This window comes from Enterobacter cloacae complex sp. XAL002 (assembly GCF_049236805.1).
Classification (GTDB): Bacteria; Pseudomonadota; Gammaproteobacteria; order Enterobacterales; family Enterobacteriaceae; genus Enterobacter; species Enterobacter intestinihominis.
This window is the reverse complement of the sequence record NZ_JBMKJN010000031.1, coordinates 1-26,141: the sequence shown is the minus strand read 5'-3', so window position 1 is coordinate 26,141 and position 26,141 is coordinate 1. Positions and strand designations below refer to the sequence as shown.

Here is a 26,141-nt window from a genome sequence, read left to right as displayed (position 1 = left end):
TCAAATCTGTACATTTAAAATGTACAATTTTTTAAATATTTTATAATATATTTTATAAAATCATTATTTATCAGATGCTTATTCTTATACGATTTACTGCGGTATTCACAAGATATATTGTACAATCCGAAGCGGCGTCGCAGAGTTGTACAAGCCCGTAAATGACACAAAAAAGCCGTGTAAATCGTTGAGATGTAAATTATTTGTTGGGCAATTAATGTGCTATAACAGAGTTTTCCCCACGTGTTTTCGTGGTCACCCCCTCAATCTTCAGGATTAGCATGCTCACAACCATCATTTACCGCAGTCATATCTGCGAGGACGTTCCAGTGAAAGCGCTGGAAGACATGGTCGCTGCTGCAAATTGTAGAAATCGCCAGTTCGATGTGACGGGGATTTTGCTGTTTAACGGCACACACTTTTTTCAGTTACTTGAAGGGCCCGCTGATAACGTTAAGGAGATCTATGAGCTCATCTGCCGTGACCCACGGCATCACAACGTGGTCGAATTGTTGAGCGATCACGGGCCTTCAAGACGTTTTGGCAATGTGGGTATGGAGCTCTTCGACCTTCGTCAGTACGACACCAACGAAGTGCTGCAACAGGTACTCGATAAAGGCACAACGCGCTATCAGCTGACCTATAACGATCGCGCCCTGCAATTTTTCCGCACCTTCGTTGAGGCCACTGAAAAAGCCAACTACTTTGAGCTGCCTCCGGCTGACGCCTGGGAGTTTGTCACCGAAAATACGCCGTTATCCTCCCAGCCGACGGTAGTGGCAAAGGGCGCGGACTGTAGTTTCGCATTTCAACCTATCGTCGATCCGTTTATGCAGCAGGTAGTTTCCTGGGAAGCCCTGATCCGCACGCCGTCCGGTGAGTCCCCGGAAAGCTATTTTGCCCACCTGTCGCGTGAGGCGCTGTACGAATCGGATCTGAAGAGTAAACAGGTGGCTTTGTCGATGGCCAGCGCGCTGGGCCTACAGACTCAAACGTTGTCCATTAATCTGCTGCCGATGACGCTGGTCAATGTTCCTGGCGCCGTCGATTTTTTACTGACGGCAATTGAGGCGAACGGTTTTGTGCCGGAGCAAATTGTAGTCGAGTTCACCGAGAGCGAGGCCATCTCGCGCTTCGAAGAGTTCACCAGCGCGGTCAGACAGCTTAAAAGCGCCGGGATCAGCGTGGCCATCGATCACTTTGGCGCGGGATTCGCCGGTCTGCAACTGCTGGCCCAGTTTCAGCCGGACAGAATCAAGATCAACCGTGATTTGATTGCCAACGTGCACAAGAGCGGCCCGCGTCAGGCGATCATTCAGTCAATTATTAAATGCTGCGCGTCCCTGGAAATTCTGTTCTGTGCGGTAGGCGTAGAGTTGGCTGAAGAGTGGATGTGGCTGGAATCTGCCGGGATTTCTCAGTTCCAGGGGCACCTTTTCGCCAGCCCGCGTCTGGGGGGCATTCCGGCGATTGCCTGGCCCGAGAAAAAGTACGATTTATAAAAACCTGTACGTAACTCTTTATAGTGACCTGTACGTACGGCTAAATTTATACAACAATACATTAACGAGTGAGGGGTTCTTTGAGCCATTCACTTGTCTCAGAACGAGGAGTTAGTTATACAAATGATTTGTACAATCTGATAAGGTTGGTTTGGTTAGGTATGGAAGTATTGTGCGTGAGGGAGTTAATGGCCTATTACAGTATCGGCGAAGTGGCCGAACGATGCGGTATCAACCCCGTTACGCTGCGTGCCTGGCAGCGCCGTTATGGATTGTTGAAGCCGCAGCGAAGTGAAGGGGGTCATCGTCAGTTTGACGATGAAGATATCCTGCGTATCGAAGAGATCAAACGCCTGATGAAAACGGGTGTTTCGGTCGGTAAAGTAAAAGCGCTTCTTGAAAATACAGAAGTGATGACGCATGGGAACTGGGCATCGTTTCAGGAAGAAATGTTAACCGTTCTGCGCTATGCCAATCCGGCAAAACTGCGCGCCAAAATCAGTGAGTTCCGCCGCGACCATGCGATGGATGTTCTGATAGATAATATCATCACCCCTGTCCGTCAGCGAATGAATCAGGATCAGAATACGGTGCGTCATATGGCGAGCCTGCTCGACGGTGTCCTGATTGAGTTTGCCGTTACTAGTCTGGTTGAATCACGAAAAAAAGCAGGTAAAGATGCGCTACTGGTTGGATGGGAGTGCGATGACCGTACGCATTTGTGGCTGGAAGCGGCCCGTCTTGCCTACAAGGGCTGGCATATCGACGTGCTGGCTGAACCGATTGATTCTCCACGTCCGGAACTTTTCCCTGGACAAAAAATTTTCGTCTGGACCGGTAAAGCACCTACGCCTCGTCAACAGGAGCAGCTCGACCACTGGCGTGAACAGGGTTTCGCCGTCTCGTTCCATCACTGATGTTAAGGGGTCCGTCAGGGCCTTTTTGTCTTTTCGAGCCCGCTTTCTTATTGGAAGATAGCTATCTTAAAAATAGGTATTTTCAATACAATTTTTATTATTGCCCGCCACCTTACCGCCTTTCTTATGAAATGCATTATTTATCAATGCATTGAACAAAACTAACCCACCCATCCGCATCCCGTCACAGGGTCTATGCTTAATGAAAGTAGCCAAAAAGGGCGGTTTAGCCCAAAGCCCCTGCTCGCAGGGGGTTGAAGTGATAATCGTTATCACTAACATGGTGTTATGCCCTGGTGGCTTATCAGATGAGGTGGACCTATGGAACTGCATTCAGAAACCTTCAATCCGGCCGATTTTGCCTGGCGTGGCTTAACGCTGACGCCCGCGGCGGCGGCGCATATTCATGAGCTGGTGGCAAAAAATCCCGACATCCTCGGCGTACGCTTAGGCGTTAAGCAGACGGGCTGCGCAGGATTTGGCTACGTGCTGGATACCGTAACCGAACCCAAAAAGGACGATCTGGTCTTTGAAACCGACGGTGCAAAGTTATACGTCGCGCTACAGGCTATGCCGTTTATTGATGGAACCGAAGTCGACTACGTTCGGGAAGGTTTAAACCAGTTATTCAAATTTCATAACCCGAAAGCCCAGAACGAATGCGGCTGCGGCGAAAGCTTTGGGGTATAGGCGGTACTATGTCTCGTAATACTGAAGCAACGAGTGATGTAAACACCTGGAGCGGCGGACACCTCAACTATAAAGAGGGTTTCTTCACGCAGCTGCAAACCGATGAGCTGGCGAAAGGCATCAACGAAGAGGTCGTGCGCGCCATTTCGGCGAAACGTAACGAGCCGGAGTGGATGCTGGAGTTTCGCCTGAGCGCATTCCGCGCGTGGCTGGAGATGGAAGAACCCCACTGGCTGAAAGCGCATTACGATAAGCTGAACTATCAGGATTACAGCTACTACTCCGCGCCCTCATGCGGCAGCTGCGATGATACCTGTGCCTCGCAGCCCGGCGCGGTACAGCAAACCGGTGCCGAGAACAGCTTCCTGAGTAAAGAGGTGGAAGAGGCCTTCAATCAGCTCGGCGTGCCCGTGCGCGAAGGTAAAGAGGTGGCGGTGGACGCCATTTTTGACTCCGTCTCGGTGGCAACCACCTACCGTGAAAAGCTGGCGGAGCAGGGGATAATTTTCTGCTCCTTTGGGGAAGCCATTCACGATCACCCGGAGCTGGTGAAAAAGTACATTGGCACCGTGGTACCCAGTAACGATAACTTCTTCGCGGCACTGAACGCTGCGGTGGCGTCAGACGGCACCTTTATCTACGTGCCTAAAGGTGTGCGCTGCCCGATGGAGCTCTCAACCTATTTCCGCATCAACGCGGAAAAAACCGGCCAGTTTGAACGCACCATCCTGGTGGCCGATGAAGGCAGCTACGTCAGCTATATCGAAGGCTGTTCGGCGCCGGTGCGCGACAGCTACCAGCTGCACGCGGCGGTGGTAGAGGTGATCATCCATAAAGACGCGGAAGTGAAATACTCTACGGTACAGAACTGGTTCCCGGGCGATGGCAACACCGGTGGTATTCTGAACTTCGTCACCAAGCGTGCGCTGTGCGAAGGTGAAAACAGTAAGATGTCCTGGACGCAGTCAGAAACCGGCTCTGCCATTACCTGGAAATACCCGAGCTGTATTCTGCGCGGCGACAACTCCATCGGTGAGTTTTACTCCGTGGCACTGACCAGCGGTCATCAGCAGGCCGATACCGGCACCAAGATGATCCACATCGGTAAAAACACCAAATCGACCATCATCTCCAAAGGGATCTCTGCCGGTCACAGCCAGAACAGCTATCGCGGGCTGGTGAAAATCATGCCGACAGCCACCAACGCACGTAACTTTACCCAGTGCGACTCCATGCTGATTGGTGCGGACTGCGGGGCGCATACCTTCCCCTATGTCGAATGCCGCAATAACAGCGCCCAGCTCGAGCATGAGGCGACTACGTCACGTATCGGTGAAGATCAGCTGTTCTACTGCCTGCAACGCGGGATCAGTGAAGAAGATGCGATTTCAATGATTGTTAACGGCTTCTGTAAGGACGTGTTCTCTGAACTGCCGCTGGAATTTGCCGTTGAAGCCCAGAAACTCCTCGCCATTAGTCTTGAACACAGCGTCGGTTAAGGAAAGCACATGTTAAGCATTAAAGATTTACAGGTTAGCGTGGAAGAGAAAGAGATCCTGCGTGGGCTCAATTTTGACGTCAAACCGGGTGAAGTTCACGCCATCATGGGGCCAAACGGCTCCGGGAAAAGTACGCTTTCAGCGACGCTGGCAGGACGCGAAGATTATGAGGTCACCAGCGGCTCCGTTGAGTTTAACGGCAAGGATCTGCTGGAGATGTCGCCTGAAGAGCGTGCCGGTGAGGGCATCTTTATGGCCTTCCAGTATCCGGTGGAAATCCCGGGCGTCAGCAACCAGTTCTTCCTGCAAACCGCGCTGAACGCGGTGCGCAAGTATCGCGGGCTTGAGGCGCTGGATCGCTTTGACTTCCAGGATCTGATGGAAGAGAAAATCAAGCTGCTGAAAATGCCCGAAGATCTGCTCACCCGCTCGGTGAACGTGGGTTTTTCTGGCGGTGAGAAAAAACGTAACGATATTCTGCAAATGGCGGTTCTTGAGCCGGAGCTGTGCATTCTCGATGAAACCGATTCAGGGCTGGATATTGATGCCCTGAAGATCGTTGCCGACGGCGTAAACTCTCTGCGTGACGGTAACCGCTCATTTATTATCGTGACTCACTACCAGCGTATTCTGGACTACATCAAACCGGACTATGTCCACGTGCTTTATCAGGGGCGCATTGTGAAATCCGGTGACTTTACGCTGGTTAAACAACTGGAGGAGCAGGGTTATGGCTGGCTTACCGAACAGCAGTAATGCACTCCAGCAGTGGCACCGACTGTTTGAAGCCCAGGGTGGAGCGCGCTCTGAACAGGCTCAGCACCATCTCCAGCAGATGCTGCGTCTCGGTTTACCGACGCGTAAGCATGAGAACTGGAAATATACCCCGCTGGACGGCCTGCTGAACGGCGAGTTTGTCACCCGTCTGGCGCAGGTTAGCCCCGGTCAGCGCGATGTGCTGGCGCTGAGCGTGGATGCCGTGCGTCTGGTGTTTGTAGACGGGCAGTTTCGTGAGGAACTCAGCGACAGCGTACAGGAGAGCGGGTTCGATATCGCCATTAACGACGAGCGCCAGTCGTTGAGTGCTCCGGTCCAGCCTGACGTCTTTCTGCACCTCACAGAGAGCCTGTCTCAGTCTGTCACCCATATTCACGTTAAGCGTAACCAGCGCCCGGCGAAACCGCTGCTGCTGATGCATATCACCCAGGGTGTTGAGGGCGGCGAGATCAACACCGCCCACTATCGCCACCATCTCGAGCTGGCAGAAGGGGCAGAAGCGACGGTAATTGAGCATTACGTTAGTCTGAATGACACCCGCCATTTTACCGGCTCGCGTCTGACGATGAACGTGGCGGCCAACGCCCAGCTGCACCATATCAAGCTGGCGTTTGAGAATCCGCTCAGTCACCACTTCGCCCACAACGATATTCTGCTGGGCCAGGATGCCGCGGCGTACAGCCACAGCTTCCTGCTTGGCGGCGCGGTGCTGCGCCACAATACCAGCACCCAGCTGAACGGTGAGAACACTACGCTGCGTATTAACAGCCTGGCGATGCCGGTGAAGTCAGAAGTATGCGACACGCGCACCTGGCTTGAGCATAACAAAGGCTACTGCAACAGCCGTCAGCTGCACAAAACCATCGTCAGCGACAAAGGACGTGCGGTGTTTAACGGCCTGATCAATGTGGCGCAGCACGCCATCAAAACTGACGGGCAGATGACCAACAACAACCTTTTGCTGGGACGTCTGGCAGAGGTGGACACCAAACCACAGCTGGAAATTTATGCGGACGACGTGAAATGCAGCCACGGCGCAACGGTCGGGCGTATTGACGATGAGCAGATGTTCTACCTGCGCTCTCGCGGGATAGACCAGCAGGCCGCGCAAAAGATGATTATTTACGCCTTTGCGGCTGAGCTGACGGAAGCGCTGCCCGATGGCGGACTTAAACAGCAGGTGCTGGCCCGTATCGGTCAGCGGCTGCCTGGAGGCGAAGCATGACATTTCCCGTAGAGAAAGTCCGGGCAGATTTTCCGGTACTGACCCGTGAAGTGAACGGTCTGCCGCTGGCCTATCTCGACAGTGCGGCCAGTGCGCAAAAACCGAATCAGGTGGTGGATGCGGAAGCCGAGTTTTACCGCCACGGTTATGCGGCGGTCCATCGCGGGATCCACACCCTGAGCGCCGAGGCGACCCAGCGCATGGAAAACGTGCGCACGCAGGTTGCGGCGTTTCTCAACGCGCGTTCGCCGGAAGAGCTGGTTTTCGTGCGTGGCACCACCGAAGGGATCAACCTGGTGGCTAACAGCTGGGGCAATGCGCAGGTGCACGCGGGGGATAACATTATCATCACCCAGATGGAGCACCACGCTAACATCGTGCCCTGGCAGATGCTCTGTGAGCGTATGGGGGCGCAACTGCGGGTGATCCCGCTAAACGAAGACGGTACGCTTCAGCTTGAACAGCTGGACGCCCTGCTTGACGACAGAACGCGGCTGGTAGCGGTGACCCACGTTTCAAACGTGCTGGGGACGGAAAATCCGGTGGCGCTGATCGTCGACAAAGCCCATCAGGCCGGTGCGAAAGTGTTGATTGATGGCGCCCAGGCGGTGATGCACCATGCGGTTGACGTACAGACTCTGGACTGCGATTTCTACGTCTTCTCCGGGCACAAGCTGTATGGTCCGACGGGCATCGGCGTGTTGTATGTGAAGGAGGATATTCTCCAGGCCATGCCGCCGTGGGAAGGGGGCGGGTCAATGATTGCCACCGTCAGCCTGACGGAAGGCACAACCTACGCCCGGGCGCCCTGGCGCTTCGAGGCGGGCACGCCAAACACGGGCGGGATCATCGGGCTGGGCGCGGCCATTAGCTACGTATCTGAAACGGGGCTGGCGGCGATTCAGGAGTACGAACAGCTGCTGATGCAATATGCCTTGCAGGAGCTTGCCGGCGTCCCGGATCTGACCTTATATGGCCCTGCTGACCGTCTGGGTGTGATAGCCTTCAACCTCGGCAAGCATCACGCTTATGATGTGGGCAGTTTCCTGGATAATTACGGCGTCGCCGTACGTACCGGGCATCACTGCGCGATGCCACTGATGGCGTATTATCAGGTACCGGCCATGTGCCGCGCATCGCTGGTGATGTACAACACAACGGAAGAGGTCGACAGACTGGTGGCGGGACTGAAACGTATTCACCAGCTGCTTGGCTAACGGAGAGGCGTGAGATGGCAGATTTGCCGGACAGAGATAAATTGCTGCGTAACTTTGGGCGTTGCGCAAACTGGGAAGAGAAATACCTTTATATTATCGAGCTAGGTCAGCGCCTGCCGCCGCTCAGCGAAGAGGCGCATAACCCGGACAACATCATTCAGGGCTGCCAGAGCCAGGTCTGGATCCAGATGCAGCAGACGGATGATGGCGTAATCGATTTACAGGGTGACAGCGATGCGGCCATTGTGAAGGGGCTTATTGCCGTCGTATTTATTCTTTATCACCAGATGTCGGCGCAGGATATTGTCGCCTTTGACGTTCGCCCGTGGTTTGAAAAAATGGCCTTAACCCAACACCTCACCCCGTCCCGCTCCCAGGGACTGGAAGCGATGATCCGCGCCATACGCGCCAAAGCCACAATCCTTAGCTAAACTGACAGAACAGCATTCATTCTGTTTCGCGGGGTGGTTTCCACCTCGCTGGTTTTTCAGCTTTCTGACGTTTGGTCAGTGAATAAGGAATCTCAGCATGAAGCGCGCGTCTCTAATAACTCTATTACTCCTTGGTTCGCTCAGTGCTGTTAATTCAGCCAGGGCGGTTGATTATCCTTTACCGCCCGCAGGCAGCCGCCTGATTGGGCAAAATCAGACATACACCATTCAGGAAGGCGACAATAAGCTCCAGGCTATCGCTCGTCGGTTTAATACCGCCGCACAGCTTATCCTTGAAACCAATAATACCATTGCACCGGTAAACCCTGCGCCAGGAACGGTCATTACCATTCCTTCCCAGATGCTGCTCCCGGACACCGAGCGTGAGGGCATTGTGGTGAATCTGGCGGAGCTGCGTCTTTACTTCTATCCGCCTGGCGAAAATATCGTGCAGGTCTATCCGCTGGGTATTGGTCAGCTTGGGCTGGAAACACCGGTCAGCACCACCCGTGTGAGTCAGAAAATCCCTAACCCTACCTGGACCCCCACAGCGGGCATCAGAGCGCGCTCGCTGGCGCAGGGCATTAAACTGCCGCCTGTGGTACCCGCAGGGCCAAATAACCCGCTGGGGCGCTTTGCGCTGCGTCTGGGCATCGGGAATGGGGAATATCTTATTCATGGCACCAGCGCGCCGGACAGTGTAGGGCTGCGGGTCAGCTCGGGCTGTATGCGAATGAACGCGCCGGATATCAAAGCGTTGTTTGAACAAGTGCGCGTCGGCACGCGGGTGCAGATTATCAATGAGCCGGTTAAGTTCTCCGTCGAGCCGGACGGCAAACGTTATATCGAGGTGCACAGGCCGCTGGCGCAGGCTGAGGGCGAAAACCCACAGACGGTGCCGTTCACGCACTCGGCGGCGTTAACCGCCTTCGCAGCGGAATCAGGTAGCGATAAAACGCTAATCGACAAAGCTCTGGCGCGCAGAGCCGGGATCCCGGTTGCCGTTTCAGCAGGCAATGGTTCGTCAGCCAGCAATTCTGTCCTGTCGGTTCAGAACAGTCGTGTCTCAGCGGCGGTGACGGAAGGCGAGGGAGAGAAAGCGCTTCAGTAGAGGTTTGACGAAGGCAAAAAAAATGGCGCACAATGTGCGCCATTTTATTAACAGGTACTATTACTTACGGTATTTAGTAGCCTGGTTGTCCAGACGCTGGTTAGCGCGAGCTGCGTCGTCTTTAGCAGCCTGAACGTCGGAACGCATTGCGTTCACGTCGTTGCTCAGCTGGTCAACTTTAGCGTTCAGAGTCTGAACGTCAGAAGACAGCTGATCGATTTTAGCGTTGCTGGAGCAACCTGCCAGCAGAGTAGAACCCAGGATTACCGCGCCCAGTACCAGTTTAGTACGATTCATTATTAATACCCTCTAGATTGAGTTAATCTCCATGTAGCGTTACAAGTATTACACAAAGTTTTTTGGGTTGAGAATATTTTTTTGATGGGATTACGCCTATTTTTGATCGTTCGCTCAAAGAAGCAACGAAATCGGCAATTTTGACGAAAAAGCTATGTTAAAAAAGGCATTTTTCATCGGATTCATCTTAGATAAATCGCGATTAAATAGAAAAACCCGATTTGCTTTTTGAATAGTTCTGGTTAATGGCGGGAATAAAAAAAGCGCCCCGAAGGACGCTTTTTAACAAAACAATAATTTGTTCGTGAAATATTACAGTACGTGGACAGATGCAGTGTTGGTTGTACCGCTTGGTACCAGTGCACCAGAAACCATAACCACCACGTCGCCTTTCTGAGCCAGGCCACAATCAACCAGTTCCAGAGCCACTTCTTTACCCAGACGATAGAAATCATCGGTAGAGGCAATCTCTTTCACCAGGTGTGGGATCACGCCTTTGCTCAGCACCAGCTGACGCGCGGTGGTTTCGTTGGTGGTCAGCGCCAGAATGGTCGCATCCGGGAAGTATTTACGCACGGCACGCGCAGATTTACCGCCCTGGGTCGCCACGACAATCAGTGGGGCTTCCAGTTTCTCGGCGGTTTCTACCGCACCACGGCACACGGCTTCGGTGATGCGCAGTTTACGGCTGTCGTTGTTGTAATCCAGACGGCTTTTCATCACGCGGTCGGTACGCTCACAGATGGTCGCCATGATGCCGACCGCTTCCAGAGGGTATTTCCCTTTTGCAGATTCGCCAGACAGCATAACGGCATCGGTACCGTCGAGGATGGCGTTCGCCACGTCGCCGGCTTCAGCACGGGTAGGGCGTGGGTTTTTGATCATGGAGTCCAGCATCTGCGTTGCGGTGATAACCACTTTACGCGCGCGAACGCATTTCTCGATCATCATCTTCTGCGCGAAGATCACTTCTTCAACCGGGATTTCTACGCCCAGGTCGCCACGCGCTACCATGATACCGTCAGACGCTTCAAGGATTTCGTCGAAGTTGTTCAGGCCTTCCTGGTTTTCGATCTTGGAGATGATCTGAATGTTCTCACCCCCGTGCGCTTTCAGGTGCTCACGGATCTCAACCACGTCAGAACGTTTACGGATGAAGGACGCCGCAACGAAGTCCACACCTTGTTCGCAGCCGAAGATCAGGTCTTGTTTGTCTTTTTCAGCCAGCGCTGGCAGAGCAATGGACACACCCGGCAGGTTAACGCCTTTGTTTTCGCCCAGATCGCCGTTGTTCAGCACTTTACAGATAACCTTGTTACCTTCAATCGCGGTCACTTCCATGCCGATCAGGCCGTCATCCACCAGCACGGTGTTGCCAACGGACAGATCGCTGGTGAAGCCTTCGTAGGTCACGGCAACGATTTCGTTATTACCTACAACGGATTTGTCGGTGGTGAAGGTGAAGGTCTGGCCCGCTTTCAGGGAAACGTCGTTACCGCCTTCCAGTTTGATGGTGCGGATTTCAGGACCTTTGGTGTCGAGCAGGATTGCCGCTTTTTTCCCGGTCTTGCTCATAACGTTGCGCAAGTTCTGAATACGCTGACCGTGTTCAGCATAGTCGCCGTGGGAGAAGTTCAGACGCATCACGTTCATGCCGGCATCCAGCATTTTGCTCAGCATCTCTTCGGATTCGGTTTTCGGGCCGATAGTACAAACAATTTTCGTCTTTTTCATGACAGTCTTAGTCTTTAAGTTGGGAAGGATATGGAAATCTCGCTCCGGGGGCGCACCGCCGCGGAGTCAAACCTGTGTTGCGAAAGAGTATATGACACGCACTAAGAATAGGTGACATCAAATGAGCGTGCAGAAGAAAGTGTGCCTGAGTGCCAGCCCAACGAAGGAGAGGAGAAGTTGTACGTTGTTTTTTGTATTCCAAGCGCTGAAACCATTCACCAGGGATTTGGCGCGCATTATACGCTGATTCACAGTAAAAAGGAAAATGGAAACAGCGTTTCAAAAACAATCTGTGCAGATTCACATAAGTTTGTTATCAAGGCGTTAAGGCCTAATGTCATCTTATGACGGCAGGCGCAACGCCCGCCGTTTTTTGCTCACTTTTCCAGCGCCTGCTGAAGGTCGGCGATCAGATCCTCCGCATCCTCAATCCCCACCGACAGGCGTATCAGCTGCGGCACAATGCCGTTTGCAAGACGCTGCGCCAGTGGAATGGAGGCGTGGGTCATGCTGTAGGGCTGGCTCACCAGACTCTCCACCCCGCCCAGGCTTTCCGCCAGGGTAAAGAGCGTAAGATGACGAATCACCTCTGTCGCGCGTTGCGCATCGCCTTTAATCACAACGGAGATCATGCCGCCCGGCAGCGCCATTTGTCTGCGGGCAAGCGCATACTGGGGGTGTGACTCCAGCCCGGGATAGAGCACGCTCTCTATCTGCGGATGCTGCTCCAGCCATTGCGCAATCGCCAGCGCGTTGGCACTGTGCTTCTCAACGCGCAGGGAGAGGGTGCGAATCCCCCGTAGCGTCAGGAAGCTGCTGAATGGATCCAGAACGCCGCCAACCGCGTTTTGCAGATAGCCCAGACGCTCCGCGAGATCCTTATTTGCCCCGACAACAGCCAGCCCGGCAACCACGTCTGAATGACCGTTGAGATATTTGGTGGCGGAGTGAACCACAATGTCGAACCCCGCCTCCAGCGGCCGGTGAATGACCGGGGAGGCGAAGGTATTATCCGCCACGCTGATCGCATTATGGCGCCGGGCAATGTCTGCGATGGCCTCCAGGTCGGCCAGTTTCAGCAGCGGGTTCGTCGGCGTTTCCACCCAGATCATGCGCGTGTCCGGGCGAATGGCGGCCTCAAGTCCGGCTACATCGTCCGGCTTAACCCAGCTCACCTGTAACCCGGTGCTGCGCTTGCGCACGTTTTCGATCAGGCGATACGTACCGCCATACACGTCGTCAATGGCAACGATATGGCTGTCTTTATCCAGCAGTTCGAGCACGGTGGAAATGGCCGCCAGCCCTGACGCGAAGGCGTACCCGCGCGTGCCGCCTTCCAGTTCGGCGATGGCGGTCTCCAGCGCATGGCGGGTTGGGTTGCCGCTCCGGGAGTATTCGTAGCCGGTATGTTCACCCGGTGCCGGTTGCGCAAACGTCGACGTGGCGTAAATTGGCGGCATCACGGCGCCGTGCGTGTCGTGATACTCACCGCTGTGAACGCTGAGGGTGGCCAGGTTTTTCATCTTTTGCTCCTTTTATTTCGTCAGGCGGTTACGCCAGGTGGTGAGTACGTCACTGCGTGTGATCAGACCCAGAAAGCGGTCTTCGTCATAAATAATCGCCACCAGGCCACGGTCAAAGATGGTGTACAGGGCGCTCTCCGGGGCCTGCTTATCCAGATATTCGACCTGACGCGTCATGGCCGCCGTCACGGGGAGAGAGAAGCGATCGGCATCTCCCTCAATGTGTCGCAGCAGGTCCCACTCGTCGATGATGCCGACGACCTTGTTGTTATCGAGCACCGGCAGCTGGGAGATGTCGTACAGGCGCATGCGGGCCAGAACGGTGGAAAGCGTGTCGTCCGGGGCGGCAGTCACCGTCGCGCCTTCATCGTGGCGCAGGGCAATATAGTCCGAGAGATCGCCTGCCTGCGGACGTGAAATCAGCCCCTGCTGGCGCATCCAGTCGTCGTTGAACATCTTTGAGAGGTATTTATTGCCGCTGTCGCAGGCGAAGGTGACCACACGTTTTGGCGTGGTCTGCGCCTGGCAATATTTCAGCGCCGCCGCCAGCAGCGTGCCGGTGGAGGAGCCTGCCAGGATCCCTTCCGTTTTTAGCAGATCGCGGGCGGTGGTGAACGCCTCGCGATCGGTAATGCGCCAGGCTCGGTTAACCCCTTCGATGTGCGCCAGCGGAGGGATAAAGTCTTCGCCAATCCCTTCAACCAGCCACGATCCGGCATCGTGATGGCGTCCGGTCTCAACCTGGTCCGCCAGCACCGACCCGGCCGGATCGGCAAGCACAAATTCCGTCTGCGGCGAATGTTCTGCAAACCACGCCTGTAAGCCACCCAGCGTACCGCCGGACCCCACGCCGACGACGATGGCATCGATATGGCCGTCAAGCTGTTCAAACAGTTCCGGTGCGGTAGTGGTGCGGTGCGCCAGCGGATTGGCCGCGTTATTGAACTGGTCGATATAAAACGCGCCTGGCAGTTCGTTCGCCAGCCGCCGGGCATAATCCTGGTAGTAGGCCGGATGCCCTTTATTCACATCTGAACGGGTCAGCACGACCTGCGCTCCTAACGCGCGCAGGTGGAAAATCTTCTCGCGGCTCATTTTGTCCGGCACCACCAGGATCAGCGAGTATCCCTTTTGCGCCGCAATCAACGCCAGCCCCAGGCCGGTGTTCCCCGCCGTGGCTTCAATAATGGTGCCGCCGGGCCGTAGCTTCCCCATACGCTCGGCTTCGTTAATCATCGACAGCGCGACGCGGTCTTTAATCGAGCCGCCTGGATTCTGATTTTCCAGCTTCAGAAACAGCGAGCAGGGGCCGGTATCCAGCTTGTGCAGCTGGATGAGTGGCGTATGGCCAATTAGTTCGGTGACGGAGTGGTAAAGCGTCATGGTCATGTCCTGTGAAGAGGTGATGACCGGATGATAGGACCACGAAATTTTCTCAATAAAGAACGTTTCACTGGGTTTTAGAACAGAAAGGAATAATCCTTATGTTTTTGGATTGAAAGACAGCAAGACGTAAAGCTGCCCGGATGTGAGGATGGCTAAATCCGCATAAAGTGCTGCAAAATTAACCGATTTCGCCGGGTGAGTGTGACCTGATATGCAAAGGGCAGATAATTATTGCTGATATTCATCTAAATGCTTTTTCACCCGCCAGTTCGCTGCTTATTCCGCCGCGTTATAAGAAATTCTTTTTTGGTCATTTAAAAGCTGATAACGGCTGTTTACTATCTTTTGGACATCCATACTGCTAAACCGCTATATGCGTAACGGATAATGAATAAGAATGATCGTACTTAGTAATATTTCGAAGGTTTTTGACAACGGGAAGCTGGCGCTGACAGCCGTTGATAACGTCAATTTGACGATAGAGCAGGGACAGATTTACGGGATCATTGGTTACAGCGGGGCCGGGAAAAGTACGCTTATCCGTCTGCTGAACGGTCTGGAAAAGCCCAGCGCCGGCAGCGTCACTATTAACGGTCAGGATATCTCCGCCGCGAAGGGAGAAGCGCTGCGTCAGGCACGCCTGAAAATCAGCATGGTGTTCCAGCACTTTAATCTGCTCTGGTCGCGCACGGTGAAGGAAAACATCGCCTTTTCAATGCAAATTGCCGGTGTGCCAAAAGCGCAAATTCAGGCTCGCGTTGCCGAGCTGGTGGAGCTGGTCGGCCTGAAGGGGCGCGAGAATGCCTACCCGTCGCAGCTGAGCGGCGGGCAAAAACAGCGTGTGGGCATTGCCCGCGCGCTGGCCAATCATCCGGACGTACTGCTGTGTGACGAAGCCACCTCGGCGCTGGATCCGCAGACCACCGATCAGATCCTCGATCTGCTCCTGGACATTAACCGTCGTTTTAACCTGACCATCGTACTCATTACGCATGAGATGCATGTGGTGCGCAAAATCTGCGACCGCGTGGCGGTAATGGAGAACGGCAAGGTGGTGGAAGAGGGGGAGGTGCTGAGCGTGTTTACGCATCCTCAGCAGCCGATCACCCGGCAGTTTGTCCGCCAGGTGAGCCAGTACGCGGAGGAAGAGACCTTCAATACCGAACTGGCAAATGAGCTGGAGGGCGCGGTCATCAAGCTCACCTTCACCGGGCACAGCACGCACAGGCCGATCGTCGGTGAACTGACCCTGCGCTACGGCCTGCCGTTTAACATCCTGCACGGCAAAATGACGCAAACCGCCCACGGTGTTTTCGGGCAGCTCTGGGTGCACGTGGTGGCATCGGATGAACAACTGAACAATATCCTCGCCGACCTGAAGCAAAGCGATATTGAAGGCGAGGTAATCAAGCATGGCTGAAGAACTCTTTCCGCACCTGAAGTGGGATCAACTTTGGGCTGCAACCCAGGAGACGCTCTACATGACCGCGCTTTCCGGCGTGGCGACGTTTGTTCTGGGGATCGCGCTCGGTCTGGCGCTGTTTTTAACCGCCCGCGGCGGGTTATTCCACAACCGCACGGTCTACAGCGTGATGTCGATTGTGGTGAACGTGTTCCGCTCGATTCCGTTCATCATTCTCATTGTTCTGCTGATCCCGTTCACCAAGACCGTTGTGGGGACCATTCTCGGCGCTAACGCTGCGCTGCCCGCTCTGATTGTGGGCGCCGCGCCGTTTTACGCCCGTCTGGTCGAGATTGCCCTGCGGGAAGTGGATAAAGGGGTAATTGAAGCCACGCGTTCGATGGGCGCGCGGCTGAGCACGTTAGTGTTTCGGGTTTTACTGCCGGAATCTTCACCCGCACTGGTTTCAGGTATGACGGTGACGCTGATTGCGCTGGTGAGCTACAGCGCAATGGCGGGGGTGATAGGTTCCGGCGGTTTGGGAAATCTGGCTTATCTGGAAGGATTCCAGCGCAACCATGGTGACGTCACGCTGGTGGCAACGGTGACCATTCTGATCATCGTGTTCATTATCCAGTTCTGCGGCGATGCCATTACTTCACTGTTAGATAAACGCTAATAAATACACACAGGAACCACATCATGAAAAAGACACTGACACTGATCGCCGCAGCCACCCTGAGCGCCCTGAGCTTTGCCTCCTGGGCGGACACGCTCACCGTGGGGGCGTCCAACACCCCGCACGCGGAAATTCTGGAGCAGGCTAAGCCGATTCTGGCGAAGCAGGGTATTGAACTGGAGATTAAACCGTTCCAGGACTACATTCTGCCAAACACGGCGCTGGCAGGGCATGACATTGATGCCAACTATTTCCAGCACATCCCTTACCTGAACAGCGTGCTTAAAGATCATGCGGGCGATAAGGATTATGATTTTGTCAGTGCAGGCGCAATCCACATTGAGCCGATCGGTATCTATTCAAAAAAATACAAATCGCTGAAGGATCTGCCGGAAGGCGGCAAAATCATCATGCGTGATGCGGTTTCCGAGGAAGGGCGTATTCTCTCCATCTTCGAAAAAGAGGGCGTGATCAAACTGAAGCCAGGCATCGATAAAGTGACCGCGCGCATCAGCGATATTGTGGAGAACCCGAAAAAGCTGCAATTCACCCCTAACGTCGAGGCATCTCTGCTGCCGCAGATGTACAACAACGACGAAGGTGCTGCGGTGGTGATCAACGCCAACTACGCAATTGATGCTGGTCTGGATCCGGTCCACGATCCAATTGCGGTTGAAAGCGGTGAGAATAACCCGTACGCCAACATCATTACCGTTCATCGCGGTGATGAGAAGAAGAAGGATATCGTCGCGCTGGTGAACGTGCTGCACTCCAAAGAGATTCAGGACTGGATCCGCACCAAATACAAAGGCGCGGTCATCCCGGTAAACAACTAATCGCCTGATTTTCCAGACGAAGCCCGGCGAACAACACGCCGGGCTTCTTTTTTGTATCCAGCCGACGAATGATTTAAGCTGACGGTTTAGGGCAACGGAGTGATGGCAATGGGCAATGTAACCAAAGACGAAGCGCTGTACCAGGAGATGTGTCGGGTGGTTGGCAAGGTCGTTCTGGAGATGCGTGACTTAGGGCAGGAGCCCAAGCATATCGTGATTGCCGGGGTACTGCGTACCGCGCTGGCGAACCAGCGCGTTAAGCGCAGTGAGTTGACCACCAAAGCGATGGAAACGGTGGTTAAAGCGCTGGCCGGTTAGGACGAAGCGTCTCGCGAGTTTTTCAGATCCCGCATATCAACAGTCATTATTGTTATTTCCTCTTCATGATGAAGGCGTGTTTAACTGAGTCCAGGTTAAGCGAGAAGGGTAATGACGATGAAAAAATGGATAAGCACGTTACGGCGGTTTTTTGCGCCCCGACCAGCGAATGCGGAGAACAGCGCGCAACGTGTTCTTGAGTCAATACTGCCTGTCGCCAGCCTCTATGGCGTGGACGTAGCCAACATCGACCCGGAGTGGTTCTATGTTAAAACGTCACGCTGAACTTCGCCGGACGCGCGAAATGTACTGGAATGAGCTGTGCGTGATGCGTGTAAAGTGAGAATGAAGGGAAAAATGCCCTGGCTAATCCTCGGTAAACGATAGCCGTTTTGTTACCACTATCTCCTTTCTCAGATGGAGATGATAATGAAACGGACAGTATTAACCCCCGCGCTTTCTGCCACCGTGCTATTGCTTGCCATGCAGGCGGCACACGCTGGTCCACAGGCGCATGTTGTATGCAGTTATTCCCATACCCTCGGCGATGATGCCATTATGATGTACGGCATGCCCAACGAGGCCATGCTGCACGATTTTTTTGGTAACGTGCAAACGGATGCTTACTCCAGCCGTGAATCGCTGCGTACCCAGGAAAAGACCACCTGCGATAACAAAGCAGACAGCTCGGCCTACTGGGCTCCGTCGCTAAAATTACCGGACGGAACGGTGGTCAAACCCGCCTATCAAAAAACCTATTATCAGGCATCGAACGTTGACGCCTGGCCACTGCACCCGTTCCCGGCGGGGCTGTCGCTGCTGGCGGGCGATCATCACGGCACCGCGCCAAATCCACATATCACCTTTTTATGCGCCAACGGCAAGGGCTACACCACCAGAACGGGTGAAGTCTGCGGTTTACGCAAGGCGAAGGATGCCGTGCAGTTTAATATCGGCATTCAGTTCCCGAACTGCTGGGACGGGGTCAACCTGAAGCCCGCCCACGGCCTGGCTAACGCCACCTACGATACGAAAGGACAGTGTCCGTCCGCCTTCCCGGTGAAGATCCCGACGGTGAACATGAATATTGCGTACGTGCTTCCGACAATTAGCTCTCTGGATACCAGCAAAGTCCAGCTTTCCCTCGACCCCACCATGCATGGCAGTGAACGTGAAGAGCGATGGGGGAGCCTGTATACGGCGCATGCTGACTTCATGAACGGCTGGACGGAAGATGCCGCGCGCTTTATGACCGACCTGTGCATGAACCGCGGAATGGATTGCGGCACCACCGTGCCGTATGGTTATTCGAAAGCGAAGGCCAACGTCTGGCTCAGCAGCATGGAACCCACACTTTCACAGCCCGATCCCCAGGTCTTACTGGTGCAGGACAACTGGAAGAACGGCGGAAGGACGAAAAACAGCGAAACATTGTCGCTGGTGAAGTTCAACATTCCTCCGCTGCCTGCCGGACAGGATCCTGCCCAGTTTAAATACCGCGTGAGAATTTATGGCGGGAAAGTGGAAACCAACGGCGCGGATCAAATCTTCTTCTATCCGGCGAGCAACGACTGGGATCCGGCCACCGTGAGCTGGCATTCACGGCCGCGCTGCAACTATCGCTCGGATGCGGTGCTTTACCTGAACCACTCCCGCGAATACCGGATGGTGGATGTCGATAAAGCGGTACGCAAGGCGCTGGCAGAAGGGAAAACTGAAATTTCGTGGTATATCGGCGGCGATCGTCAGGGAAACCACTATCAGTTTGAGACGGGGTCATCTCAACAAAGCCTGATCCTGATGCTGACCGGGTTTAGCAAAACGCCGGAGATCTGATAACGCCCGCGTTTTTTTGTTCTCAACAGCGTTAGCTGGTAATGTCGACAGCCTGAATGACTGCGCCCGTTAACGCTATGAGCTTAAATAAGATGATAAAGCGCAGCATCGCTGCATGGGTGGCGGTCTGCCTGATAAGCGGTGTGCTGCTTTATGCGGAACAGATACGTCGCCAGTACTGGGAGCGCGATCGCGAGTTTACGGCACGCTATTCGGCGATCGGCGCGGTGCTGACGCAAAACGAATCGGTGCTTCCGCTTCTGAGCGGCGATGAAGATATTACCGCGTTACGCAAAAAGTTTCCTTCTGTCCTGGCCCTGGAAAAAATCGCGGGGCGTGCGCTGGACGCCCCGCGTGTGGAGCCGTTTCGCGGGGTGCAATACTGGTTATATAATCCCTGGCGGCAGATACGCGTGCTGGTCGACCTAAGCGCGCTGATTCCCGCGCGCCATAGCTTTGCGCAGCTGCATCTTAACGTCACGAACGGCGATGGTCCGCCATCCTCCGGCGCTTTCTGGCGCTGGCAGCGCGCTTTCCCGCAGCATACCCAGCCCTTCGTTCTTACAGCCGAGGCAGAGCCTGACTGGTTCAGCGTTTCCCTGCTGCCTTACCTGCTGCTCTTTCTGACGTGGGGGGTAGCGATTGCGGGCGTGGGAAGCGTGCTCTGGCAGCGCAAACAGCGGCAGCAGGCCGAGCAGCGCGCCCGCTATTATCAGCATGCCAAGCTTAACACGCTGGGGGAGATCACCGCGGGCATTGTCCATGAAATTAACCAGCCTCTTACCGCCGTGCAAACCTGGATCCAGGGGGCGCAGCGACAGCTCGAGGCTAATCCGCAGGCCGTGCCGCAGGCGCTTGCGGCCGCGCTGCTGCAAACGCAACGCATCAGCGCCCTGCTGACGCGCTTTCGCGAGCATGTGGTACAGGAGAAGGTGACTCTGCGCGAAACCGATCTGGTGCAGTGCTGGCAGCAGGTTGAGAGCCTGCTGGAGCACGAGCGCAAATCGAACCGTATCGCGGTCATCCACGCGTTTGCAGCGGACGCCACGACCGTGCTGGCAGACAGGCTCTGGCTGGAGCAGATACTGCACAACCTGCTCAGCAATGCGATTCAGGCTCAGCAGGAGAGCACGCACGGCTGGGTGCGAATCGACAGCCAGAAAAACGAGAAGGGCATTCTGGTCACGCTTACTGACGGCGGGCCGGGATTTAGCCCGGAGGCCCTGCAAAACGCTTTTATGCCCTTCTTTAGCGGACGCCCCGGCGGAACGGGGCTGGGGATGACGTTAACCGAAACGCTAATAACCCGCATGACCGGCTCGATTGCCCTGGGCAACGCCCCGCAGGGTGGGGCGCAGATCCGGTTGCAGCTCGCAGAAGGTAAGGAGACAAAGCATGGATAAGGTGGTCTGGCTCATTGATGACGATGAGTCCATCAGGGAATCATTGACGTTTTTACTCTCCGGAATGGGCTGGCAGGTTAAGGCATTCGAGAGCGTCGATGCCTTTACGCTGGCGCACGGCGGCGAAACGGCGCTTGTCGGCTGTCTGCTTCTGGATATGCGCATGCCGGGCAAGAGCGGGCTTGCCTGGCTGGAAGAGGGTGAATGGCCCTGGCCGCTGCTGCCAGTCGTTATCATGACCGGGCACGGAACGGTCGACGCCTGCCGTCGCGCGTTTCGCAACGGCGTGTTTGAGTTCTTCACCAAACCCCTGGATGCCGACAGGCTTATCGAAACGGTTGGCATGGCTTTCGAAGAGAGCCTGCGGCGATCTGCCGCCTGGCAGGATATCTCGCGGATTAAAGCGCGATTCGAACAGCTAACCGCGCGGGAGCACGAGGTGTTGACCGTGCTGATGGAAGGATGCAGCAACAAAGAGGCGGCTGCGCGTCTTAACCTCTCCCCGAGGACCGTGGAAGCGCACCGCGCGGCGGCGTTTGCCAAGCTTGGCGTCAGCAGCCTGGTTCAGGCGAGCCGGGATTATGACAAATTGCAATCCGTATAACTACCAGGTGGAGTGCGTAATCAACCGAATTACGCGTAAACGCGCGCTTCAGTAATCTCGGGTTGTCTCCCAACACTCGAGGAAGTGCAATGAAAAAAGTATTGATGGTGGCAGCACTGGTTGCAGGTAGCGTAAGCCTGGCTGCACGGGCGGATGCGTTGAATCAGAAAAGCCTCTCTCTGGCACAGGCTAACGCGCTGGCAACGTCTGCTGTTAAGGCCTGTATGGCAAAGAACTATCAGGTTACGGTGACCGTGGTTGACCGCGCAGGGGTTGTTAAGGCGGTGCAGCGCACGGATAACGCTGGTCCACATACGGTAAAAGCCAGCGAAATGAAGGCATATACCGCGCTGAGTACGAAAAACGCGTCAGGCAAGGTAATGGAAGCTGCACAGACTAACGCGGGCGCGCAGAATATGCGTGATGTTCCCGGCTTCCTGCTGCTGGCGGGTGGTTTACCGGTAAAAGAGGGCGATGAGGTGATTGGGGCGATTGGCATCGGCGGTGCGCCGGGCGGTCATCTTGATGAAGCCTGTGCCCAGGCGGCCATTAACGGGGCCGGACAGTAATTCATAAAAAAAGCACCGGCATGGCCGGTGCTCTGTATTCAGATCTTGCAGGCATCGCCGCAGTCGTCATCGGCGACAATCGCCTGGGCTTTTTTATCCGCATCGTCGAGACGTTCCGCGTTGCGCTCTTCTGCTTCATCCAGCCCGTTAAAGACTAAGTTATCGAGATCAATTTCCATGTGCCACCTGCGTTATTCAGTTTTTGATACTGGCACAGTATAAGTTAAAAAAAGCGGGCCAGGCACCCCTCAGCACATATGGATAATCCCTGCCATACTCAGTGCTTTATTGCTGAGGAAAGCCGATGATTACATTCTGTAAAACCTGCGGTACCGCTTACGATGAACAGCCCAAAAACTGCCCGATTTGCGACGATGAGCGCCAGTATGTCCCGGTGACGGGCCAGGCATGGACGGACTTCGACAGCCTTACGACCACGCACACCAACAAGTGGCAACAGCTGGAGCCGCAGCTGTTCAGCATCAAAACCGTTCCCGCTTTTGCCATCAACCAGCGGGCGCTTCTGCTGCGTACGACACACGGCAATGTTCTGTGGGACTGCATCGCCAACCTCGATCCGGCGACCAGAGCGTTAGTTGACGCGCTCGGGGGCATCAGCGCGATCGCGATTTCGCACCCACATTACTACACCACCATGCAGGAGTGGGCCGCCGCGTTTAACGCGCCGATCTATCTGCACGCCAGCGATCGGCAGTGGGTGATGCGTGACAGTCCGGCGATACGCTTCTGGGAGGAGGACGCCCTGGAGATTATGCCGTCGGTGACGCTGCTGCGTCTGGGCGGGCATTTTGCAGGCGGCACGGTGCTGCACTGGCAGTCAGGCGACGGCGTGCTGCTGGCCGGTGATATTATGCAGGTTACGCCTGGTAAGGACGCCGTGTCGTTTATGTGGAGTTATCCGAATATGCTGCCGCTGCCTGCCCGCACCGTTGAGGCGGTGATCGGTCGACTGACCGGGAAAACGTACCAGCGACTGTACGGGGCCTTTGAAGGGCAAAACATCCCGGCGAACGCAGATGAGATTGTGCAGCGGTCGGGCCAGAAATATATTGCTTGTCTCCGCTAAGGCACGGTGGTTAAATTTTACGAGTGTGATCGCGATCATACCTAAACTAAAACAGATAAAAGAGAAATGGCTATGCAACATATCATTGAAGGTTTTCTCAGCTTTCAAAAAGAGATTTTCCCGCAACGTAAAGAGCTTTTTCGTAGTTTAGCGTCCAGTCAGAATCCCAAAGCGCTGTTTATCTCCTGCTCCGACAGCCGTCTGGTTCCGGAACTGGTCACGCAGCAGGAGCCAGGACAGCTCTTTGTCATTCGAAACGCGGGCAACATTGTGCCACCGTTCGGGCCGGAGCCTGGCGGTGTCTCTGCAACCATCGAATACGCGGTAGTGGCCCTTGGCGTGACCGATATTGTTATTTGCGGCCACTCCAACTGCGGCGCGATGAAGGCGATTGCTGACAACGCCGATCTGGAGCCGATGCCAGCCGTTTCCCACTGGCTGCGCTATTCTGATGCGGCAAAAGCGGTGGTTGAGAAGAAAACCTGGGATCAGCCAATCGATAAAGTGAATGCGATGGTGCAGGAGAACGTCTTTGCTCAGCTGAGCAACATCAAGACCCATCCGTCGGTGGCGGTAGGCCTGCGCAACAACGCCATTCGCCTGCACGGCTGGGTGTATGATATTGAAAGCGGCAAAATCCTTGCCCTGGACAAGAACACTAAATCCTTCGTGTCGTTGTCGGAAAACCCGGAAGTCTTCTTCGAGTAATCCGACACCGCAGGGCAGGGAAGCCCTGTTAAAACTCCATGAAAGGTAATTTTCGTCGCACGCCCGACGCAGGATTCCCCGCCGCTTTCGCCATCGCTTTACCAATTTCAGCGCACTCAGACAAACCCTGAACAAACGGATGATCGTGCATCAGCCAGGGGATCGCCCCAAAAGCGATACGTCCGCGCAGAGACGCAGGTGACAGCAACGTGTAGTCTTCCCCCACGTCCGGTATTTCATCCCCCGTTTCCTCAAGCTGTTTGCGCAGCGTCGGGAAGGGAATATCCTTATTTCTGAGCGGTTTCTGCCCGCGGGCATCGATAAAGACGTCGAAGCGATAACGCTTTTCTCTCGTGGTGATGACGGTCTGATCGCTGCCGATATCCAGGGCGTAATCATCACCGAGTGCGACTACGCTAATGATCCCTGCCTCGCGCAGTGCCAGTAACCGGCGGATAGACTGCGGTGGAATGGCGGCATAGTTATCAATAAACACACGCTCCAGCCCGGATTTAAACCGTTCTCTGTCACGCTCATTGAGTGAAGGGACAATGGCCTGAACTACTTCATGCAGACGAAGCACGGTATAGCGCCAGGCAACGGTGCGTTTCTCGCACTTGTTGCGCTCCACTTCTTTCAGATTCGCTTCGGCCCAGGTGAAAGGACCATGCTTTTTACGATCCTCAAACCAGACATCACGAAGCGTGTCAGCATTCAGCGTGCCGATCGTTATCGCCTGGCACCAGCGCGGATCGGCCAGCTCAAGCTCTTTCACGATCAGCGCAAAGATGCGGTCAAGCAGCCCGTCAGGGCCTTTGGCAATTTCGCTTTCTGCCACAGACTCCGTTAACACCGACAGCGGTTCATAAGGGATAGGGCAGTAAAAGTCGGCCTCCGGAAGAACGCCAGAGCGGGACATCAGCGTGATGTTTAGCCCCTCACTACCTTTATTGACAACGAACTGCTCCCCGCTAAACCGACCATGCTGCATTACTACCGCCATAGCAGCGTCCAGTCCGCTGAGGGAGGTACCCATAATCCCCACCTCACAGGCTCGGATATCCGCGTCCATCAGCCCCGACCATGGGCTTGGGAAATAGTCGCGGGTGGATTCATCTTCATCAGGCCAGACGTGACCGGTGGCGACCACTGCAAGATCAAACCGCCTTGAGAAAGGCGCATCGTTCACTGACAGGGCCACGCCGTCTGCATCAGCCTTAATATCAGTGACTTCTGCGTTGGGATGAACCTCGATATGAAACCCAGCCTTTTTCGCCTCGGCAACGACGGCGAGAAAGCGGTCGTGGAAATATTCACCCAGCAGAATACGCGGCAGAAACTGCCGGTCATTCAGTCTGTCTTTGCCGACGTTATAGCGGGCAAGATGGGCTTCACTCTGCTGTTTGAGCCAGTCGAGGTAGGTAATAAAAATGGGCGGGATTTCGATACTGGCGATATTCGCCAGCATCAGCCGGGAGTTATCCTCGTCGCTGTAGGGCATCCCTACGCCGGGTTGGTCTGCTTTTTCGAACACGGTGATCGACAGCGGTGCTGCGTTGTTAAGAAGTGAGTAAAAGGTGTAAATCCCTGTTGGGCCTGAGCCGATAATGGCGATTTTTTTCATCGAAAGCGTTCCTGCGTTTCTGAACCATACAACAAGCGTAGCAGGAGAAAGGTTAAGCCGTTTAATTAAGGGAGTAATTAAGACGTTTTGAAGAGGGCATGGCGTACCCCCTTCTGAACTTAGGGGGAAGTTATATGCTGTTATCGCCTGGTTGAGTAGATATAATTCAGCCTGATATGGTGAAAGGAAAGATTGTTTTGGTTCCAGGCTTATCGATAATATGTAGGCCGGGGATTTTAACAAGAGATAGATATTTTGAATATATGGCGAGCCAATATTATTCGTGTTTTTATAATAGCGAGTGATGGAACAGTCCAGAATTGTACTATTCCATGCCTTCTATAAAGTAACAAAATAATCTGATTTCCAGCTTTTAAAACAACTTTCTGTGAGACTCACAAAAGGGTCGTGAGGACGTTTAGGCAGGTGCTGCGTGGCGTTCTTTTTTACCCTTATCAGTAGAAAATTCTTAAGAAAAATCCATATGCAGATCTTTGATCTGAAAAGTTGATCATGAATGGGCTTTTGCTCTAATATGGTTTTGTAAAGACCCGTCACTCACTTAACTCGTATTTCTTGCAAAGAAAGGGACTGCTATGGCCGATTCATTTCAGAATGAGGTGCCCAAGGCACGCATAAATTTAAAGCTGGCGCTGCATACAGGCGGCGCGCAGAAGAAAGTCGAACTGCCGCTTAAACTTCTCACCGTCGGTGATTTCAGTAATGGAAAAGAGAATCGTCCATTGTCCGAAAGGAAGAAAATCAA

General features: G+C 54.4%; 28 protein-coding genes. 21 read left to right on the top strand and 7 right to left on the bottom strand.

All coding sequences use genetic code 11. From position 1 onward, the window contains the following. Positions 1-281: 281 nt before the first annotated feature. The 9 genes from ACOT0L_RS21335 (at position 282) to ldtE (ending at position 9,369) form a co-directional block, all read left to right on the top strand. Complete coding sequence (locus ACOT0L_RS21335; RefSeq protein ID WP_023299928.1) at positions 282-1,502, top strand: diguanylate phosphodiesterase; 1,221 nt, start codon at positions 282-284, stop codon at positions 1,500-1,502. A 188-nt stretch (positions 1,503-1,690) separates the two neighbouring features. Beyond that, positions 1,691-2,419, top strand: a complete 729-nt coding sequence (locus ACOT0L_RS21330) for a MerR family transcriptional regulator (protein WP_023299929.1) — start codon at positions 1,691-1,693, stop codon at positions 2,417-2,419. 321 nt (positions 2,420-2,740) lie between these two features. Beyond that, positions 2,741-3,109 (top strand): Fe-S cluster assembly scaffold SufA, encoded by a 369-nt coding sequence (sufA, locus tag ACOT0L_RS21325; protein ID WP_022647873.1) that lies wholly within the window; start codon positions 2,741-2,743, stop codon positions 3,107-3,109. Positions 3,110-3,117: 8 nt separating this feature from the next. Next, positions 3,118-4,608 carry a Fe-S cluster assembly protein SufB gene (gene sufB / locus ACOT0L_RS21320; protein WP_003857739.1) on the top strand — a complete coding sequence of 497 codons (1,491 nt, stop codon included), beginning with the start codon at positions 3,118-3,120 and terminating at the stop codon, positions 4,606-4,608. A gap of 9 nt (positions 4,609-4,617) precedes the next feature. Beyond that, on the top strand, positions 4,618-5,364 hold the full coding sequence (sufC, locus tag ACOT0L_RS21315; RefSeq protein ID WP_022647874.1) for a Fe-S cluster assembly ATPase SufC: 747 nt from the start codon (positions 4,618-4,620) through the stop codon (positions 5,362-5,364). After that, positions 5,339-6,610 carry a Fe-S cluster assembly protein SufD gene (sufD, locus tag ACOT0L_RS21310; RefSeq protein WP_096216965.1) on the top strand — a complete coding sequence of 424 codons (1,272 nt, stop codon included), beginning with the start codon at positions 5,339-5,341 and terminating at the stop codon, positions 6,608-6,610. Before sufC ends, sufD begins: the two co-directional genes overlap by 26 nt. Beyond that, positions 6,607-7,827 (top strand): cysteine desulfurase SufS, encoded by a 1,221-nt coding sequence (gene sufS / locus ACOT0L_RS21305; RefSeq protein WP_045622808.1) that lies wholly within the window; start codon positions 6,607-6,609, stop codon positions 7,825-7,827. Before sufD ends, sufS begins: the two co-directional genes overlap by 4 nt. Before the next feature lie 14 nt (positions 7,828-7,841). Beyond that, complete coding sequence (sufE, locus tag ACOT0L_RS21300) at positions 7,842-8,258, top strand: cysteine desulfuration protein SufE (RefSeq protein ID WP_045309081.1); 417 nt, start codon at positions 7,842-7,844, stop codon at positions 8,256-8,258. A gap of 97 nt (positions 8,259-8,355) precedes the next feature. After that, complete coding sequence (gene ldtE / locus ACOT0L_RS21295) at positions 8,356-9,369, top strand: L,D-transpeptidase LdtE (RefSeq protein WP_126504194.1); 1,014 nt, start codon at positions 8,356-8,358, stop codon at positions 9,367-9,369. 60 nt (positions 9,370-9,429) lie between these two features. Here ldtE and lpp read toward each other — a convergent pair whose 3' ends face one another. From lpp to ACOT0L_RS21270, 5 genes are all read right to left on the bottom strand, one after another. Next, entirely contained in the window at positions 9,430-9,666 is a 237-nt protein-coding gene (lpp, locus tag ACOT0L_RS21290) for a murein lipoprotein Lpp (RefSeq protein ID WP_001082307.1), read from the bottom strand. A 312-nt stretch (positions 9,667-9,978) separates the two neighbouring features. Continuing rightward, the gene (gene pykF, locus ACOT0L_RS21285; RefSeq protein ID WP_015570703.1) at positions 9,979-11,400 is read right to left on the bottom strand and encodes a pyruvate kinase PykF; all 1,422 of its coding nucleotides are present in this window, start codon (positions 11,398-11,400) and stop codon (positions 9,979-9,981) included. A gap of 7 nt (positions 11,401-11,407) precedes the next feature. Further along, the gene (locus ACOT0L_RS21280) at positions 11,408-11,704 is read right to left on the bottom strand and encodes a hypothetical protein (protein ID WP_418721914.1); all 297 of its coding nucleotides are present in this window, start codon (positions 11,702-11,704) and stop codon (positions 11,408-11,410) included. A 73-nt stretch (positions 11,705-11,777) separates the two neighbouring features. Then, positions 11,778-12,923 carry a trans-sulfuration enzyme family protein gene (locus ACOT0L_RS21275; RefSeq protein WP_126504196.1) on the bottom strand — a complete coding sequence of 382 codons (1,146 nt, stop codon included), beginning with the start codon at positions 12,921-12,923 and terminating at the stop codon, positions 11,778-11,780. 12 nt (positions 12,924-12,935) lie between these two features. Next, positions 12,936-14,306 carry a pyridoxal-phosphate dependent enzyme gene (locus ACOT0L_RS21270; protein ID WP_126504198.1) on the bottom strand — a complete coding sequence of 457 codons (1,371 nt, stop codon included), beginning with the start codon at positions 14,304-14,306 and terminating at the stop codon, positions 12,936-12,938. Positions 14,307-14,706: 400 nt separating this feature from the next. Here ACOT0L_RS21270 and ACOT0L_RS21265 point away from each other — a divergent pair, with 400 nt between their 5' ends. The 9 genes from ACOT0L_RS21265 (at position 14,707) to ACOT0L_RS21225 (ending at position 21,956) form a co-directional block, all read left to right on the top strand. Further along, positions 14,707-15,729, top strand: a complete 1,023-nt coding sequence (locus tag ACOT0L_RS21265) for a methionine ABC transporter ATP-binding protein (RefSeq protein ID WP_023299939.1) — start codon at positions 14,707-14,709, stop codon at positions 15,727-15,729. Continuing rightward, positions 15,722-16,390, top strand: coding sequence for a methionine ABC transporter permease (locus ACOT0L_RS21260; protein ID WP_126504200.1), 669 nt, complete (start codon positions 15,722-15,724; stop codon positions 16,388-16,390). Before ACOT0L_RS21265 ends, ACOT0L_RS21260 begins: the two co-directional genes overlap by 8 nt. Before the next feature lie 23 nt (positions 16,391-16,413). Next, positions 16,414-17,226, top strand: coding sequence for a MetQ/NlpA family ABC transporter substrate-binding protein (locus ACOT0L_RS21255; protein ID WP_023305994.1), 813 nt, complete (start codon positions 16,414-16,416; stop codon positions 17,224-17,226). A gap of 108 nt (positions 17,227-17,334) precedes the next feature. Next, positions 17,335-17,544 carry a fumarate hydratase FumD gene (fumD, locus tag ACOT0L_RS21250; protein WP_003857676.1) on the top strand — a complete coding sequence of 70 codons (210 nt, stop codon included), beginning with the start codon at positions 17,335-17,337 and terminating at the stop codon, positions 17,542-17,544. Between the two features lie 117 nt (positions 17,545-17,661). Further along, positions 17,662-17,829 carry a hypothetical protein gene (locus tag ACOT0L_RS21245; protein WP_022647883.1) on the top strand — a complete coding sequence of 56 codons (168 nt, stop codon included), beginning with the start codon at positions 17,662-17,664 and terminating at the stop codon, positions 17,827-17,829. Positions 17,830-17,973: 144 nt separating this feature from the next. After that, positions 17,974-19,380 (top strand): DUF1996 domain-containing protein, encoded by a 1,407-nt coding sequence (locus tag ACOT0L_RS21240; RefSeq protein ID WP_126504202.1) that lies wholly within the window; start codon positions 17,974-17,976, stop codon positions 19,378-19,380. A gap of 92 nt (positions 19,381-19,472) precedes the next feature. After that, positions 19,473-20,783 carry a sensor histidine kinase gene (locus tag ACOT0L_RS21235; protein ID WP_260473329.1) on the top strand — a complete coding sequence of 437 codons (1,311 nt, stop codon included), beginning with the start codon at positions 19,473-19,475 and terminating at the stop codon, positions 20,781-20,783. Further along, positions 20,776-21,387: a response regulator transcription factor gene (locus tag ACOT0L_RS21230; protein WP_022647886.1), complete on the top strand. Its 612-nt coding sequence runs from the start codon at positions 20,776-20,778 to the stop codon at positions 21,385-21,387. Before ACOT0L_RS21235 ends, ACOT0L_RS21230 begins: the two co-directional genes overlap by 8 nt. A gap of 89 nt (positions 21,388-21,476) precedes the next feature. After that, positions 21,477-21,956: a GlcG/HbpS family heme-binding protein gene (locus ACOT0L_RS21225; RefSeq protein WP_022647887.1), complete on the top strand. Its 480-nt coding sequence runs from the start codon at positions 21,477-21,479 to the stop codon at positions 21,954-21,956. A gap of 38 nt (positions 21,957-21,994) precedes the next feature. Here ACOT0L_RS21225 and ACOT0L_RS21220 read toward each other — a convergent pair whose 3' ends face one another. After that, a complete protein-coding gene (locus ACOT0L_RS21220) occupies positions 21,995-22,135 on the bottom strand; it encodes a hypothetical protein (RefSeq protein WP_003857665.1) in 141 nt (46 codons plus the stop codon). A 125-nt stretch (positions 22,136-22,260) separates the two neighbouring features. Between ACOT0L_RS21220 and ACOT0L_RS21215 the strand changes: the two genes are divergently transcribed. Then, entirely contained in the window at positions 22,261-23,043 is a 783-nt protein-coding gene (locus tag ACOT0L_RS21215) for an MBL fold metallo-hydrolase (RefSeq protein WP_126504206.1), read from the top strand. Positions 23,044-23,115: 72 nt separating this feature from the next. After that, on the top strand, positions 23,116-23,751 hold the full coding sequence (locus ACOT0L_RS21210) for a carbonic anhydrase (protein ID WP_022647889.1): 636 nt from the start codon (positions 23,116-23,118) through the stop codon (positions 23,749-23,751). 28 nt (positions 23,752-23,779) lie between these two features. On the opposite strand, the gene ACOT0L_RS21205 is transcribed toward ACOT0L_RS21210, so the two are convergent. Continuing rightward, positions 23,780-25,375: an FAD-NAD(P)-binding protein gene (locus ACOT0L_RS21205; protein WP_126504208.1), complete on the bottom strand. Its 1,596-nt coding sequence runs from the start codon at positions 25,373-25,375 to the stop codon at positions 23,780-23,782. Positions 25,376-25,971: 596 nt separating this feature from the next. Here ACOT0L_RS21205 and ACOT0L_RS21200 point away from each other — a divergent pair. Continuing rightward, positions 25,972-26,141, top strand: a 170-nt coding sequence (locus tag ACOT0L_RS21200; protein ID WP_165587318.1) for a type VI secretion system contractile sheath small subunit, incomplete at its 3' end; no start/stop codon positions are given.